The organism is Rhizobium sp. 01T444, assembly GCF_056398305.1.
Genome location: NZ_JBFTPD010000025.1, coordinates 95,929 through 111,339 on the forward strand (window position 1 = coordinate 95,929; position 15,411 = coordinate 111,339).

Sequence of the window (15,411 nt, forward strand, 5' to 3'; positions counted from 1 at the left end):
TTCCTCCGCGCAGTACGGGAAGATCAAGGGAATAGAGGGATCATAGCATGCTCCGGCCGTCCATCGTGTCCCGGGATCGGGTGATGACAATGTTTAAGAGCTACACACCGAGACCGGGGATAATAAAGCGATAAAATTGGGTCCGCCTCTCGGCTTGCCCGTGCCGCTTTTTGAAACGGGCCACCTTGTGGTGCAGAGTTTGCAAGGACTGACAAAGGGCGTTTGTACAATGCTGAAAACCGACACCCGGCAGGCGAACTGGCGCCGAGTCAACCCTGGCAAGTACGAAGCGCACCTCGCTGTGCAGCGGGCCCTCAAGGAAGGCGAACTCGACAAGGAAACCCGCGACGTTTGCGGCGTTAGGGCGGTTGACGCCCATCACGATCAAAAGGACGAGCCTTTGAGAGTACGGTGGTTAATGCAGGCGCCATCATACTCGGCTTCATCACTACGGCGAGGACAGGTTTCCGATCAGGCGTTTGGTGTGAGGGACTGGCGGGTACACGAGCCTCAATCTGTGCCCGCTGACAGCCAGTCCTGATGGCGGCGCGCTGCTCTGCTCTTCGGTTGCGTGGAGGCCGCAGAGCGCATGACGTCAGGTAGAAGCACCCGACTGAGCTCGCTCCCTCTGTTCCAACTTCTTCAGCAATCCTTGAAACATCGCCGTCGAGTCCGCGGGAAGCGAGAAGACGCTAAGCCTTTGCAGTTGCCGCGCGGCAACGGGATCGCGTGCATAGCGCCCGATGATCTTTGCTAAGTCTCTTTCAGTTTCCTGTGTCATAGGCTCACAACACCCGGCAGGGGAACCTGTTCCGCCTTCTGATGCAAAATCCGCATCTTGCTCCTGATCAATCTGGTTCCGTCAGGAGCGCTTTCACTGCTGCGATCAACTTCTTCTCGTTGTAGGGCTTGTCGAGGACGACATCGAAGACGTCTGGATTGGCGCGACCGATGCTTCCCTGTGCTCCACTCGTCAGGATGATCGGAATGTGCGCGAGCTCCCGATCCCCACGCATTGCGTGAGCCAGTTCAAGCCCGGTCATCAACGGCATCATGAAATCTGTAATTACCAGCGAAGGACGCTTTTCGCGAACGAGAGCCAGGGCTGACCTGCCGTGTGATGCCGTGGCGACTTCGTAACCGGCATCTTCCAGCATGATGGCCAGAACGTCAGCGATCAGAAACTCGTCCTCGGCGATTACGATCAATGGCATCTGCTGCTGCTCATGCTCTTTCAGCCAAACGTCAAAATCAATTCCGTGAGGGTGTCGCCACGCCGGTGGCTGCGCCAGTCACGGCCTCGAGCGGTGCGGAAACCGCTATCCCATGTGGTCCAAACTCGATCTCCCGAATGACCGGCTCATAGGCACTATCCCTGACCTTGAGCACCGATATGGTGCGCTTGTACCGCGAGTCGATCTCTACATGGCGCAGCATCACCAGATTATCCAGGAGGCTTGAAATGTCCGAGCCCGGGACCGCCACAGTCGGGCCAAACAAATCCCGAAGTTCCCAGGTCGCAATAGTGGTAACTCCAAGCCTGCGTATCTCGTTCATAAGCGCTGCAAAGAATTCAACGAGCCGCGGTTGATAGACGGCGGCGCGCTCGAAGCCGCCCAAACCATCGATCACCAGGCGCTTGACGCCGCGCCTCCAGATCGCATCGAGGAGACGGTGCCCGAGCTTGTCGAGCAGGTTCTCGGTCATCGGGTTCCAGATCACTTCCAAGGCGCCGGACTTAAGGGGCGTATCGAGATCGACGCCCAAGGCACTGGCTTTGGCCCGCAGGCGTTCCGGCGTTTCGTAGAAACCAAAGTGTAGTCCAGGCTCTTCGTTGCTTGCCTGGCTTAAGAAGTTGAGGCCCATTGCGGTCTTTCCGCAGCCGGAAGGACCGAACATAAGCGTGACTGAGCTCCGAGGCAGGCCGCCACCCATCAACCGATCCAGCCCATTTGTGCCGCTCGAGAGGGGAGGGGGAGAGCCATGATCATCCGCAGCAACCATCGGTGCAAGCATTGCTTCCATGCGTGGATATGCGGTCATGCCGGCCGAGGTGATCTCGAACTGGTGGTAGCCGCCGAGAGCGGCACTTCCTCTCGACTTCTTGACCTGCAGCCGACGTGCGGCTCTGACACCAGATAGCTCATCCTTGAGCTCTATGACGCCGTCGACCATGGTGTGTTCGGGGCTATCTTCCGTAATCCGGGTGCTGGTGAGGAAAAGCACGGTGCATCCGACGAATGCTGCCTGGGTCTGGACTTCGGCGATGAAGGTTTTGACGTCAAGCTGTGTATCGGCGCGATCGCGGGCGCTCAAAAGGCCGTCAAAAACGAGCAGCGTGGCTTTTTTTCTGGCGATTTCCTGGCGGATCAGGCTCACGACGGCAGACAGGCCTTCATCCCTGAGCGTCTGGAAGACGCTGATATAAGTGATTGAGGTCCCGAGCTGGGCGGTGTCGAAGAACTCGAGCGTCCCGAGCGACTGAAACAGCCGATCGTGGGTTTCGGCCAGAAGTGTCACGTAAAGCACCTTGCCGCCTCGCGAAAGGTTGGCAAAGGCAGTCTGGTTGGCGAAGATGGTTTTGCCCGCACCGGGATGGCCCTGGATGATGTAGGACGCGCCCTCGACAAGGCCGCCTCCAAGGATGGTGTCCAGACCGGAAATGCCGGTTGATAGTCTCGGAAGTTCGTTCATCGCGATGGTCGTCCAGGATGTGAAGGTCGGCCGCAGCGTAAAACCGTCACGCCATTTTGCAACAGTCGGGCCCCCACAAAAGGGTTTATTTCTCGAGGTGGGGAGCGAGTTTCCGTTGTAGCTGGGTTAGCTTAATTTTATGACATACCAGGATACGTACCGCCGATGACAGACAGAACCAATAGCGGCGATAGCGATGGAAACGAACGCTTCCAGGTGCCTGATGCTGTCGCAGCAGCGGATAAGCCGACGCGCCGCGGCGAGCCAGGATCATGTTTTAGCGTTCACAAGGCTGGTGTCACGTGTTGCGGCACAGCGATCAAGAGCCCGCCTGCGGAACGTCCGAACGGCGCCTTTGTCGCCTACTTTTGCGATCCGAACGGGAACAGACTCACCGCACGGACACAACCGACGAAATGAGTGTGATTAACACCTTTATCGAAGTATGGCCTTACAGCATCCGCGCGGCCTTGCCGGTCCGGCGCGCGGCGCTGTTGTAGTAACTGGAAGCCTGCTGAACCGATCGATGACGGGACTGCTCCATCGCTTCGGGGAGCGGAATACCGCGGTTGGCGGCCTCTGTCAGATACCCCGATCGTAGTCCGTGCGCAGAAAAATCCCCACTGTCCAACCCTGCCATCTCCGCCCGCTGCTTCAGGATCGCATTGACCGACTGCGGATCGATCTGGCGCCGCGACACAGTGCCCCACCGCCCGATCGCCCGAAACACGCTCCCCCTGTCGATCTTCGCCGCCACCAGCCAGGCATTCAATGCCTCAACTGGTCGGCCGGTGAGATAGACGACGTCGTCCTGCTCGCCGGTCGTGGTCTTGGTACGGCCGAGATGGATGGCCATAGAGGGGAGGGGAGGGCCGTCGGGCACCTCGATCGGTGGCTCGTCGGTCAGCTGTTCGCGTCGCAGTCCGGCAATCTCGCTGCGCCGCCGGCCGCCGGAGGCAAAGGCGACCATCAGGATGGCGCGATCCCTGACATCACGCAGGCTGTCGGTTGAGCAGGTGGCGAGAAGCTTTGCCAAAATATCGCCGGTCACGGCTTTCGCGCTCTTGCGGCGCCGGGTCCGGGGGACCGCGCGCACGGCCAGGCGGATGGCGGATTTGAGGGCAGGGGAGGCGAAGGCGGCATCGAGCCCGCGCCATTTGGTCAGCGTCGACCAGTTCGCCAGCCGCCGGCGCACCGTCGCCGGCGCGTGCGGACCAGCGGATTTGAGAAAACCCTGGCGCCGAAGGTTCTCGGCGACGTCGGCCGGCATGCCGTGATCGGCATCGGTCTCACGCCGCTGCGGGTCCCAGAGATGGTGGGCGACGAATTTCAAAAGCAGCGCCTCCGGCGCCGGCCAAGGCAGGGAGCGTCCGGTGGCGGCCATGCCCCAGGCTTCGAGATAGGCGAGATCCGAAGTCAGGGCGCGCAGCGTGTTGTCGCCCATGCCCTGGTTGACGAGATGGCGCAGTGTTTCCACATCCTGGTCGGTGAGCAGCTCGGCCAGTTCGTCGCGGCGCTCCATTGGCAGCATGGCGGCAATGGTGTCGAGTTCTTCGGCGCGGCGCTCGACGGCGGTCAGTGAAGTCTTCGCTTTGGCCACAAGCGCTCCAAAAAGACGGTTTCGGCGGCCTCTGAGACCGTGATTTGCCCCGATTCTTGCTGATTTGCGACTCCAGATCAACTACCATCGATAAAGGTTGGTTATCGATGGTTAGAACGCGAACCCGCCATCATATCATGTGGGGAACCCTAATAGTAAGATAGCGTTCGCGTAAGAAATCATTTACCATGATTTCAATGGCTTACGATCTCGATAAAATCAGCATGGCAGCCTTGATGCGGCCGGCTTTCGACGCCGGTATCGAATTGACGCGTCTCGATGAGCGCGTCGCCCGCTCGCCTGTCGGCGCAGGCTGGATCGAGCGATCCCAATTCACCGACGCCTGCGCCTCGCTGTGGATCGACGGCGAACTCGTCCATCTCGAAGACCTCGTCCTCCATGATGACACCCGCGATATTCGCACACCCACCCACGAGCTGACAATCGCCCGTGACGTTCTGCGCAGCCGCCGGCGCATTGCCGCCCATCTCCCCGGCTGGGCGTTATCGGCAGAGGGTATCCGAACTTTGCGACAGACGTCGGACATCAATCCGGTCGGCGCGGAGGTGGAGGAGCGGGCCGGCGTCGTTCGGCCAGCGGTCGCCATCGATCCGGAAGGGGAGGGGGACGATGGTGATGACGCGGAGAATTTACCCGGCGTCGACTATGCCGCCATTGATGCTGTCCTGGCCCGTTCCGAAGCTGCGATCGAGAACGCAACGCGGCTCGGCCGTGGCGGCGGCCAAGAGAAAGATCCGATGATCTACGATCTCGACTGGGATGAGGACGCGCGGCTCGAGGAATGGCGCGCTGTGTTGCGTCAGGCCGAAAATTTGCCGGCGGTGTTGCAGGCCATCGTCGCCCTGGATGCCTGGAACGATCTGTCGGTGCTGCAGCACGCGCCCTGGCTCGGCCGGCTACTGGCCGCGTCGATCCTGCGCCAGGCCGGTGTCACCTCAGGAGCGCATCTTGCGGCAATCAATCTTGGCCTCAAAACCATTCCCGTCGATCGGCGCCGTCATCGGGATAGGGAGACGAGGCTGCTCGCCATCGCCCACGGACTGATCGCGGCCGCAGAGATCGGCATGAAAGAACATGACCGGTTGGCGCTGGCCAAAAAGATGATGGAGCGGAAGCTGGACGGGCGCCGTACGTCTTCGAAATTGCCGGAACTGGTTGAGCTGGTGATGGCGAAGCCATTGGTGTCGGCAAAAATGGTAGCGAGGACGCTCGAGATGACGCCACAGGCGGCGCGGCGGATTGTTTTGGAGCTCGGTTTGCGGGAGATGACAGGGAGGGGGAGGTTTCGGGCATGGGGGATTGTCTAAACATACATCTTCTGACGGATAGCGCGTCTTGTAGGCGCTGCGCTATGTCACCTAAGTTTTCACGATAGATGGCAGCGGTTCACCACCGATGGGCATCCGAACCCCCCATGGATACTTCTTCTCGTTACCTGCCTCATACTGGTATGCAATCAGGCTTGGGAGGTTTCTCTTGTCATAGCGGCGGCCCAGATTGAAGACCACACTGTTCTGTGCCGCGAGCAGAAGATGGATGGTGGTCACTCCGCGCGCTTCGAGTGCCTTCGCCGCTTCGAGAAACTGGCTAGCCAAGGCGCTCTGCTTTGCCTGAGACCAGTGTGGCGAATTCAGATCGGGGATCGACAACCTCACCACAGGATGAGTGAATGTCGTGGCAATGTTCTCCGACCGAATCTGGTAAGAAACGGAGACTGCAAGAACGACTTCAGTCGCATTCCCGACGCCATCGACGCCTTCGAGGTGGAACCGCTGACCATCGTCCGCACCGTCAAGGCTTCGCCATGCTTCGGCGGCCCTGTCCCAGTCCATGACGACAATTCGGCCCTCGTCGTCGAACATGATCCCGGTGAGGAATGTGAGCGGGACAGGCGTCAGGCCGCCGTAAACGAGCGTGACGTCCTGGGCTGTTGGTTTTCACGCGGAACTGAGCCGGTTTTTCCACCGAGAAGTGAGCCACCTCTAAGTATGGTTTTTTGATCAGGCTCTGGTCAAGTGACTGGCTTTTTCTCCTCTCTTTTGCGCTGCGGCGGCCGAGCTGGCTTTGAAGCGGAAGCTGTCGTTCCCGGTTTCAAGGATGTGGCAACGGTGGGTGAGACGGTCGAGAAGAGCCGTCGTCATCTTGGCGTCGCCGAAGACCGTTGCCCATTCGCTGTCAGCGATCTGGCCTGCCTTGCCTTTAGCCTTCTCCTGCTCGAGCGCGTTGACCAGTTCGATGGTCGAGAAGAAGCGGACCTTGCGGCGGTGATGCTCGATCGCCTGGACACCGAGGGCGGTCGCGACATGTGTTTTTCCTGTGCCCGGTCCGCCGACAAGCACTATATTCTGCGCCCCGTCGATGAACTCGCATCTGTGCAATTGGCGCACCGTCGCTTCGTTGATTTCGCTGGCGGCGAAGTCGTATCCGGAGATGTCCTTGTAGGCCGGGAAGCGAGCAGCCTTCATGTGATAGGCGATGGACCGGACCTCACGCTCGGCCATCTCGGCTTTCAGCAACTGGGACAGGATCGGCACGGCCGCGTCAAAAGCCGGAGCACCTTGCTCGATCAGGTCCGTGACGGCTTGAGACATGCCATACATCTTCAGGCTACGCAGCATGATGACGACGGCGGCGCTGGCAGGATCATGACGCATGACGACCTCCTACGATCCGGACCCGCAGACCGTCATAGCGCTCTACATTGGCCTTGGGTTCATGCAGCAAGGTTAGCGCCTGTGGCGTGTCGATATCGGGACCGTCGGTCGTCTTGCCGTCGATCAACCGATGCAGCAGGTTCAGCACATGCGTCTTGGTCGCCACGCCTTGATCCAGAGCCAGTTCCACAGCCCTGACGACAACCTGTTCGTCGTGATGAAGCACCAAAGCGAGGATGTCGGCCATCTCGCGATCACCGCCGGGGCGGCGGAGCATCTGGTCCTGCAGTTGCCGAAAGGCCAGTGGCAATTCCAGGAAAGGTGCGCCATTGCGCAAAGCACCGGGCTTGCGCTGGATGACGGCAAGGTAATGCCGCCAGTCGTAGATCGTTCGTGGTGGCTTGTCGTGGCTGCGTTCTATGATCCGCACATGTTCGCAAAGGATATTGCCCTCGGCCGCAACGACCAGTCGCTCGGGATAAATCCTCAGGCTGACGGGTCGGTTCGCAAAAGAAGCAGGCACGCTGTAACGATTGCGCTCAAAGGTGATCAGGCATGTCGGCGAGACGCGCTTGCTCTGCTCGACGAAGCCGTCAAATGCCGTAGGCAACGCCATCAACGCTGCCCGCTCATCAGCCCAGACATCTGCGATCGTGCCGAACAAGGTGCCATGCGCCGTCTCTCGCCACAGGTCCTGGCAATGCTGTTCCAGCCAATCATTCAACGCCGCCAGATCTGGGAAGTCCGGCATCTGTTGCCACAGCCGTGGTCGGGCATCCTGAACGTTCTTCTCGACCTGGCCCTTCTCCCATCCTGCAGCCGGGTTGCAGAACTCTGGCGCAAAAACGTAGTGGTTCGTCATCGCCTGGAAGCGGACGTTAACCTGCCGCTCCTTGCCGCGACCGACGCGGTCGACCGCCGTCTTCATGTTGTCGTAGATGCCGCGACCAGGTACGCCGCCGAATACCCGGAACCCGTGCCAGTGGGCATCGAACAGCATCTCGTGCGTCTGCAGCAGGTAAGCTCTGACCAGAAACGCCCGACTGTGCGATAGCTTGATGTGTGCGACCTGAAGCTTGGTGCGCTCGCCGCCGATCACGGCATAATCTTCACTCCAATCGAATTGGAATGCTTCGCCTGCACGGAAAGACAGCGGAACGAATATGCCGCGGCCAGTCGTCTGCTGCTCAACCCGCCACTCACGGGCAAAGGCGGCAACCCGACCATAGGAGCCGGTAAAGCCGAGAACCACCAGATCGGCATGAAGCTGCTTCAGCGTTCGGCGCTGCTTGCGCGACCTCCCGGCCTCGGTCTTCAGCCAGGCCGCCAGTTTGTCGGCAAAAGGATCAAGCTTGCTCGGTCGCTCCGGTACCGTGAACGTCGGCTCGATCGTGCCAGCGTTCAAATACTTCGCAATCGTGTTACGCGACAAACCGGTATGCCGACTGATCTCGCGGATCGACTGCTTCTCGCGCAGCTTCATCCGACGGATGATGTTTAAAAGTCCCATGTGGTTCACTCCGTTGCCCCCGTCGCTCACCGCGTTGGGGGAAGGTTCACATGGCTCAATTCTCAATGGAAATTATGCGCCTAACCGGCTCAGTTCTGCGTGGAAACCAACACAATGCCGGCATGTGGGTGATGCCGGACGATCTTCCAGGAGAACTGGGCGAGGTGCATGGCGAAAGGCTGCTGAACCTTCTCGGGAACGGCCCGCAAGTCGTGATGGAATTGATCGACAGGCATGGCATCGCTTGCGAGCTCGAGCGCAACGGCACCTTGCACTGTGCCGTGGGCAAGGCGGGTCTGAAGGAAATCATCGCTCGCGCCAGCCAGTGGCAAAAGCGCGGCGCAGCCGTGACGCTATTGAGCGCTGCTGAAACCGCCGCCCGGGTCGGCAGTGCCGCCTATTCCGGGTCGTTGCTCGACAAGCGCGCAGGAACGCTGCAGCCACTTGCCTATGTCCGCGGGCTGGCCCATGCCGCCGTTCGGGCGGGTGCGATCCTGCACGCCTCGTCACGCGTCGTTTCCGTTAGGCGCGTGGGAGGCGGATGGACGGTCGCGACTGCGAAAGCGTCCGTTACCGCGGACTGGGTCGTGGTGGCCACCGATGCCTACAGCACCGGTCCCTGGGAAAGCGTGCGGCGCGAACAGGTGCATCTGCCCTATTTTAACCTCGCCACACGGCCATTGCCGACGAAAGTATTGGACAGCATTCTCCCGGGCCGCGAGGGCGTTTGGGATACGAAGGAAATTCTCTCCTCGTTCCGCAGGGACCAGACTGGCCGGCTGGTGTTCGGCAGCGTGGGCGCCCTGCGCCACGGCGGCGTGGCCGTCCACAAGGCATGGGCGAGACGTTCTCTTGCCCGGCTTTTCCCTCAACTCGGCAAGGTGGAATTCGAGTGCGAATGGTATGGCAAGATCGGCATGACCGACAACGCCCTACCGCGTTTTCACCGGTTCGCCCCGAATGTGGTCGGCTTTTCCGGTTACAATGGCCGTGGCATAGCACCGGGTACTGTGTTCGGGCGTACGCTGGCGCAGCTTATCCTGAGGGAAATCGGCGAAGACGAGCTGCCTCTCCCGGTGTCCGATATCAGGGAACCTTCGTTTCGTGGAATGAAGGAAGCCTACTACGAAACGGGCGCGCAGATCGCGCATTTCGCCGGGGAGCGGTTTTGAGATTGCACCGCTTCACATTGCTCGATCGGTAAAGACGGCATCGTCGGCGCCCTGTTCCATCAACCAGTCGCGGAAAAGCTCGGCGCCTCGCTTCGGGGGGCGTTGCGCCGGCATGATGATGTGGATGGACTGACCGGAGCGGTAGTTCTCAGGCAGCACGCAGATCAGGCGTCCGGCCTTGATGTGATCGTGAACGAGATGCTTCCAGCCAAGGGCAATGCCCTGGCCGAACACGGCGGCCTCGATCGAGCTGACGGCATCGGTAAACACGAAATCCTGTTTGAGCTTGCCGACCGGAACGGCCTGACGTTCCAGCCACTCGTGCCAGCCAAGCCTGGAGCGATGCCGTTCCTCGAAATGCAGCAGAGTATGGCCGAGCAGTTGCGATGGGTGTTCGATCGGACCGTGCTCTGCCAGGTAGGCCGGACTGCAGACCGGCCAGACTTCCTCGGTCACAAAATGCCACGCGAGGATGCCGGGCCATTTGCCGTTTCCGAGCCGCGCCGACACATCGATATCCTCCTCGATCAGGTCCTGATCATCGCGACTGCTTTCCTCAATGCGGAGTGAGACATGGGGATGTTGTGCCTTGAAATCCTTCAGCCGCGGTAGAAGCCAAAGCTGAACGAAGGAAGTCGAGAAGGAGACGCGGACAATGTCGCTGGAATGTTTCCGCTGCAACGAGGAAATCACCATGTGAAGATGGTCGAAGGACTCTTGAACTTCCTTATAGAGCCTTTGCCCTTCGGCGGTCAGTTCGAGGCGTGTGTGCTCCCGCCGAAACAGCTTCAGACCGGTGGCTTCCTCAAGCAGCCTGATTGTCTTGCTGACGGCCGGCTGGCTCACATTTAATTCCTGAGCCGCGGCTGTGAAGCTCTTGCGGCGTGCGGCGGCCTCGAAGGCGAACAGATAGTTGGCCGAAGGCACAAGGGAACGGAGTCGGTGCATAATCTGAAGTTATGCCCTGAAGCAATTTTTAGCAAGCATACAATGGCTTCGCGCATTTGTAGGGTCGGATAAATTCAGTCAAGGGAACATCTTTCATGCAAACTCATGCTCGGGCTGTCGTGATCGGCGGCGGTTGTGTCGGTGCTGCCATTCTTTACGGTCTCACAAAACGTGGCTGGACGGACGTTGCGCTGCTGGAACGGACGCAGTTGACGGCCGGATCGACCTGGCATGCCGCAGGCCTGATCCCGTCCTATGCGCGCAGCATCAACATCGGCCGGATGATTTCCAAGACGATAGAAATCTATGAAGGGCTTGAGGCTGAAACGGGGCAGCATGTCGGTTGGCATAAATGCGGACAGCTGCGCATCGCCAACACGCGGGACCGTCTTGACGAGTACAAGAGCTACATGAGCGTTGCCGCCGTACAGGGCATTCGCGCCGAGCTGGTCACGCCGGCGGAAGCGCAAGCGCTGTGGCCATTGCTTGAAGAGAACAAAAACATGCTGGCAGCTCTATACCATCCCGACGATGGCCATATCGCACCGGCCGATGTGACGCAGGCCATGGCCAAGGGCGCACGCGATCGGGGCGCGAAAATCCATCTCAATACTGAGGTTCGGGGGTTCGAGCGGCTGCCGGGTGGCGAGTGGAAGATCATCACCAATCAGGGCGAAATCATCTGCGAACACATCATTTCGGCAACCGGCAATTACGCGCGCCAGACCGGTGCGATGCTGGGTCTGGAGATTCCCGCTATTCCCATCGTTCATCAGTATTGGATCACCGATGCCGTTCCAGAAGTGGTGGAGCGCAAGCGTCAGGGATTGCCGGAAATGCCGATCCTACGGGAAGAGGGGTTCGAAGGCTACCTGCGCGAAGAGGGCGATGGACTAATGTTCGGCCCCTACGAGCGCACCGAGCATCTCAAGCTGTTCGCCGAGAACGGCGTTCCCGAATGGTTCGGTGCCGACCTTCTTGAAGAGGACTTCGATTCCGTCGCCTGGAACTGGGAGCGTGCGATCGAAATGGTGCCGGCGCTCGGTCGTGTCGGTATCAAGGCGAATGTGCGCGGGCCTTTCCAGATGACGGCAGACGAATTGCCACTCATGGGCCCAGCATGGGGACTTGAGAATGTCTGGATCGCCGAAGGCGTACCCGGTGGCATCCTCTGGGGCGGTGCAATCGGCTATTACCTCTCGGAACGCATTGTCGAAGGCGCAAACAGCGTCGATACGTCGGAACTCGATCCCCGCCGTTTCGGCGACTATGCCAACAAGAACTGGACGCGCGAAAAGGTCCGTGAAGCCTGGGGCACCCATGCCGAGCAGCACTACCCCGGTGAGGAACGCCCCGCGGCCAGGCCGCAGAAAACCGCTCCCTCCTATGACCGCCTGAGCGAACGCGGCGCCGTCTGGGCCGTGCTGAACGGCTGGGAAATGCCCAGCTGGTTTGCGCCGGCGGGGGTGGAGGCCAAAGACCAGAACAGCTGGCGCTGGACGGAAAAGGGCAAATATGTCGGCGAGGAAGTCCATGCGGTCCGCAATGCCGTCGGCCTCGTCGAAATGACGCCGATGACGAAATTTGAGGTCGCCGGTCCGGGAGCCGAACGTTGGCTCGACGGCATTCTTGCCAATCGCCTGCCGGCAACCGGCCGCGTCAATCTCAGCCATCACCTGACATCCAAGGGAACTGTTCAGGCCGAATACGTCGTCTGCCGCCTGGCTGACGGAACATTCTACATGATCTCAACACCGCGTGCCGAACGCTGGAATTTCGACGACCTCTCGAAGCTTCTGCCGAAGGATGGCAGCGTGCAACTGCGCAATGTCACCAATGAACGGGGTTGCTTCACAATCGTGGGGCCGAAGGCGCGCGAGGTTCTGCAATCGCTGACGGAGATCAATCTGTCGAACGAAGCATTCCCATGGTTCAGCGTCCGAACAGGCAATGTAGGGCTTGCCAGCGACGTCAGGCTGCTTCGCGTGAACTATGAGGGTGAACTCGGCTGGGAGATCTATCACCCGCTTTGCTACCAACGGTCCTTGCTCGATGCTGTTCTGACGTCGGGCGAGGCGCATGGGCTGCGACTGATCGGCCTGCAGGCACTGGAATCCCTACGCCTCGAAAAGTCTTACCGGGCAATGTATCGCGACATGAATCCGGAGCTGACAGCCTTCGAAAGCTGTCTCGACCGCTTCATCCGCCTCGACAAGGGGGAATTCATCGGCCGCGATGCGCTACTGCGTGAGCAGGAAAAGGGCATTGCTCGCCGCTCGTTCACGATCGCGATCGAAACCGACGGAGCAAGTTCGATGACGCATGAAGCGGTTTATCATCAAGGCAAACTCGTCGGGCGCATTACCTCGGGCGGTTATGCCTACACACTCGGTCATGACGTCGCATTCGCGCTGCTGCCGGTCGAACTGGGTGTTGCGGGAACAGAGCTTGACGTCCCGATTCTTGGCGAAATGCGTAAGGCGCGCGTCATTGAGGAATCGCCCTACGATCCGAAGGCTCTTCGCGGTCGCATGTAAGTTGCCCGAAGCGGCCAAGGGAAAGGTATGCTGCCATGAAAGTTCTGGTCACCGTCAAGCGTGTCGTCGATTACAACGTGAAGATCCGGGTTAAGCCGGATGGTTCCGGTGTCGAGCTTGCCAATGTGAAGATGTCGATGAACCCGTTCGACGAGATTTCGGTGGAAGAGGGTTTGCGCCTGAAGGAAGCCGGCAAGGCTTCGGAAGTCGTGGTCGTCTCCGTTGGCCCGGCCAAGGCCGAGGAGACGCTGCGCACGGCGCTGGCCATGGGCGCCGACCGGGCGATCCTGGTCGAGACCGAGGATCAGGTCGAGCCGCTGGCCGTTGCCAAGATCATCAGGCAAGTGGCGGAAGTCGAACAGCCCGGCCTGGTCATCGTCGGCAAGCAGGCGATCGACGACGATTCGAACCAGACCGGCCAGATGCTGTCCGCCCTCCTGGGCTGGGCGCAGGGCACGTTTGCCTCGAAGATCGAGATCGGCGACGGCAAGGCCTCTGTCACCCGCGAAGTCGATGGCGGCCTGCAGACCATCGAGATCAAGCTGCCGGCAGTCGTCACCACCGACCTGCGTTTGAACGAGCCGCGCTATGCCTCGCTGCCCAACATCATGAAGGCMAAGAAGAAGCCGCTCGACAAGAAGAGCCCGACCGATTTCGGCGTGGACACCGCACCGCGCCTGAAAGTTCTGAAGACTGAAGAGCCCTCGGGCCGCAAGGCCGGCATCAAGGTCAAGACGGTCGCCGAACTCGTCGACAAGCTGAAAAACGAAGCCGGCGTCCTCTAAAAGCCCCAGAATAAGGAGACTAACATCATGGCCATTCTTCTTCTGGCTGACCACGACAACGCAACGCTTTCCGACCAGACCGCCAAGGCGCTGACGGCTGCCTCCAAGATCGGCGACGACGTGCATGTGCTGGTGGCCGGCAAGGGTGCAAAGGCTGCGGCCGACGCCGCTGCAAAACTGTCCGGCGTTTCCAAGGTTCTGCTCGCCGAAAGCGACGACCTTGCCAATAACCTGGCTGAACCGCTGGCCGCGCTGATCGTTTCCCTCGTAGGCAGCTACGACACGATCATTTCGGCTGCCACCTCGACCGGCAAGAACGTTCTGCCGCGCGTTGCAGCATTGCTCGACATCGCCCAGATCTCGGAAATCACCGAAGTCGTCTCGGCCGATACGTTCAAGCGGCCGATCTATGCCGGCAATGCGATCCAGACGGTACAGTCGGGTGAAGCGAAAAAGGTGATCACCGTGCGCACGGCATCCTTCGCCTCGGCTGCCGAGGGCGGCTCGGCATCCGTCGAAACGATCTCCGCTGCCGCAAACCCCGGCCTCTCGACCTTCGTCAAGGACGCGCTGTCCTCGTCGGATCGTCCCGAACTGACCTCGGCCAGGATCATCATCTCCGGCGGCCGGGCGCTCGGCTCGTCGGAAAAATTCCAGGAAGTCATCCTGCCGGTGGCCGACAAGCTGGGTGCTGCCGTCGGCGCATCGCGCGCTGCCGTCGATGCTGGTTATGCCCCGAACGACTGGCAGGTCGGCCAGACCGGCAAGGTCGTCGCTCCGCAGCTTTACATCGCGGTCGGCATCTCCGGCGCCATCCAGCATCTGGCCGGTATGAAGGACTCAAAGGTCATCGTCGCGATCAACAAGGACGAGGAAGCCCCGATCTTCCAGGTGGCGGATTACGGCCTGGTGGGCGATCTCTTCGATATCCTGCCGGAACTCGAAAAAGCGCTCTAAGCTTTTTGGCAATGTAACCAAAGGCCGTGCAACGTCCGCCGCCGTTATTTCACAAGCTTTTCAAAGGTGAACGCTATACGGACGGTCGATCGTTCGATTCCGTTCAAGGCGTTCATCAAACTCACATCAATGTTTCAAAATGAGTATGCGGCCTCATCAGCGCCCCAAAGCACCATTTATTTATGACGGGTGAATAAGACCAATAGGCTTCCCCGTCGCTCGGCATATGTTTCAAGACTAGCGGAGCGACTAAATCGAGCCAGTGGTAGGCAGTAGATCTATGGTCGCTGCGCTACCACCGCGAAGCTAGCAAGCCGCCGCAAACTTTAGAAATGGGAGTTGAACCACTCTACAGTTTTTGGGATCAATAAATCATCGATGGTTTATGGGTGCGCACTTGCTTTCCAATCATGATCCGAGTCGACTACGATAAGATAGTGCAAGCCAATATGATAGTCGCGAAGGTGTTGGCCCGTTACCCGCTGAGGCGTAACGACCGTTTCACGATGGCCGAGCACTATTGCGCGAAATGA

10 protein-coding genes and 4 pseudogenes are annotated in these 15,411 nt (G+C 59.8%); 7 read left to right on the plus strand and 7 right to left on the minus strand.

Features of this window, described 5'->3' with window-relative positions; translation table 11 throughout:
• The first annotated feature begins 229 nt into the window (after positions 1-229).
• Positions 230-488: pseudogene (locus tag AC1DTN_RS27350) on the plus strand (hypothetical protein).
• Positions 489-848: 360 nt separating this feature from the next.
• Here the strand turns inward: AC1DTN_RS27350 and AC1DTN_RS27355 are convergent.
• Positions 849-1,214, minus strand: a complete 366-nt coding sequence (locus AC1DTN_RS27355) for a response regulator (protein WP_113325381.1) — start codon at positions 1,212-1,214, stop codon at positions 849-851.
• A gap of 37 nt (positions 1,215-1,251) precedes the next feature.
• Entirely contained in the window at positions 1,252-2,694 is a 1,443-nt protein-coding gene (locus tag AC1DTN_RS27360) for a DUF7125 family protein (RefSeq protein WP_477923405.1), read from the minus strand.
• A gap of 253 nt (positions 2,695-2,947) precedes the next feature.
• Here AC1DTN_RS27360 and AC1DTN_RS27365 point away from each other — a divergent pair.
• Positions 2,948-3,114 (plus strand): annotated as a pseudogene (locus AC1DTN_RS27365) (VOC family protein); the annotation flags it as partial.
• Between the two features lie 31 nt (positions 3,115-3,145).
• Here AC1DTN_RS27365 and AC1DTN_RS27370 read toward each other — a convergent pair.
• Positions 3,146-4,294 (minus strand): site-specific integrase, encoded by a 1,149-nt coding sequence (locus AC1DTN_RS27370; RefSeq protein ID WP_477923406.1) that lies wholly within the window; start codon positions 4,292-4,294, stop codon positions 3,146-3,148.
• A gap of 188 nt (positions 4,295-4,482) precedes the next feature.
• Here AC1DTN_RS27370 and AC1DTN_RS27375 point away from each other — a divergent pair, with 188 nt between their 5' ends.
• Positions 4,483-5,622 (plus strand): RHE_PE00001 family protein, encoded by a 1,140-nt coding sequence (locus tag AC1DTN_RS27375; RefSeq protein WP_477923408.1) that lies wholly within the window; start codon positions 4,483-4,485, stop codon positions 5,620-5,622.
• Between the two features lie 51 nt (positions 5,623-5,673).
• On the opposite strand, the pseudogene AC1DTN_RS27380 reads toward AC1DTN_RS27375, so the two are convergent.
• From AC1DTN_RS27380 to istA, 3 genes and pseudogenes are all read right to left on the minus strand, one after another.
• Positions 5,674-6,231, minus strand: a pseudogene (locus AC1DTN_RS27380) (SAVED domain-containing protein); the annotation flags it as partial.
• Between the two features lie 84 nt (positions 6,232-6,315).
• Positions 6,316-6,969, minus strand: coding sequence for an ATP-binding protein (locus AC1DTN_RS27385; RefSeq protein WP_477923409.1), 654 nt, complete (start codon positions 6,967-6,969; stop codon positions 6,316-6,318).
• Positions 6,959-8,479, minus strand: coding sequence for an IS21 family transposase (gene istA, locus AC1DTN_RS27390; protein ID WP_477923410.1), 1,521 nt, complete (start codon positions 8,477-8,479; stop codon positions 6,959-6,961). The genes AC1DTN_RS27385 and istA overlap by 11 nt, the downstream gene beginning before the upstream one ends.
• 113 nt (positions 8,480-8,592) lie before the next feature.
• Between istA and AC1DTN_RS27395 the strand changes: the two are divergent.
• Positions 8,593-9,651 (plus strand): annotated as a pseudogene (locus tag AC1DTN_RS27395) (NAD(P)/FAD-dependent oxidoreductase); the annotation flags it as partial.
• Between the two features lie 12 nt (positions 9,652-9,663).
• On the opposite strand, the gene AC1DTN_RS27400 reads toward AC1DTN_RS27395, so the two are convergent.
• Complete coding sequence (locus tag AC1DTN_RS27400) at positions 9,664-10,599, minus strand: LysR substrate-binding domain-containing protein (RefSeq protein WP_477923412.1); 936 nt, start codon at positions 10,597-10,599, stop codon at positions 9,664-9,666.
• Positions 10,600-10,694: 95 nt separating this feature from the next.
• Here AC1DTN_RS27400 and AC1DTN_RS27405 point away from each other — a divergent pair, with 95 nt between their 5' ends.
• Genes AC1DTN_RS27405 through AC1DTN_RS27415 form a run of 3 tightly spaced genes read left to right on the plus strand, consistent with a single transcriptional unit; the run spans position 10,695 to position 14,878 of the window.
• Complete coding sequence (locus tag AC1DTN_RS27405; RefSeq protein ID WP_477923414.1) at positions 10,695-13,136, plus strand: GcvT family protein; 2,442 nt, start codon at positions 10,695-10,697, stop codon at positions 13,134-13,136.
• 35 nt (positions 13,137-13,171) lie between these two features.
• Positions 13,172-13,921 carry an electron transfer flavoprotein subunit beta/FixA family protein gene (locus tag AC1DTN_RS27410; RefSeq protein ID WP_477923415.1) on the plus strand — a complete coding sequence of 250 codons (750 nt, stop codon included), beginning with the start codon at positions 13,172-13,174 and terminating at the stop codon, positions 13,919-13,921.
• A gap of 27 nt (positions 13,922-13,948) precedes the next feature.
• A complete protein-coding gene (locus tag AC1DTN_RS27415; RefSeq protein ID WP_477923416.1) occupies positions 13,949-14,878 on the plus strand; it encodes an electron transfer flavoprotein subunit alpha/FixB family protein in 930 nt (309 codons plus the stop codon).
• The last annotated feature ends 533 nt before the right edge of the window (positions 14,879-15,411 follow it).

Excerpts from the sequence above, each read along its gene's own strand:
- AC1DTN_RS27355 (WP_113325381.1), bottom strand. The coding sequence starts at position 1,214 with ATGCCATTGATCGTAATCGCCGAGGACGAGTTTCTGATCGCTGACGTT.
- AC1DTN_RS27360 (WP_477923405.1), bottom strand. The coding sequence starts at position 2,694 with ATGAACGAACTTCCGAGACTATCAACCGGCATTTCCGGTCTGGACACC.
- AC1DTN_RS27375 (WP_477923408.1), top strand. The coding sequence starts at position 4,483 with ATGATTTCAATGGCTTACGATCTCGATAAAATCAGCATGGCAGCCTTG.
- AC1DTN_RS27385 (WP_477923409.1), bottom strand. The coding sequence starts at position 6,969 with ATGCGTCATGATCCTGCCAGCGCCGCCGTCGTCATCATGCTGCGTAGC.
- istA (WP_477923410.1), bottom strand. The coding sequence starts at position 8,479 with ATGGGACTTTTAAACATCATCCGTCGGATGAAGCTGCGCGAGAAGCAG.
- AC1DTN_RS27400 (WP_477923412.1), bottom strand. The coding sequence starts at position 10,599 with ATGCACCGACTCCGTTCCCTTGTGCCTTCGGCCAACTATCTGTTCGCC.
- AC1DTN_RS27405 (WP_477923414.1), top strand. The coding sequence starts at position 10,695 with ATGCAAACTCATGCTCGGGCTGTCGTGATCGGCGGCGGTTGTGTCGGT.
- AC1DTN_RS27415 (WP_477923416.1), top strand. The coding sequence starts at position 13,949 with ATGGCCATTCTTCTTCTGGCTGACCACGACAACGCAACGCTTTCCGAC.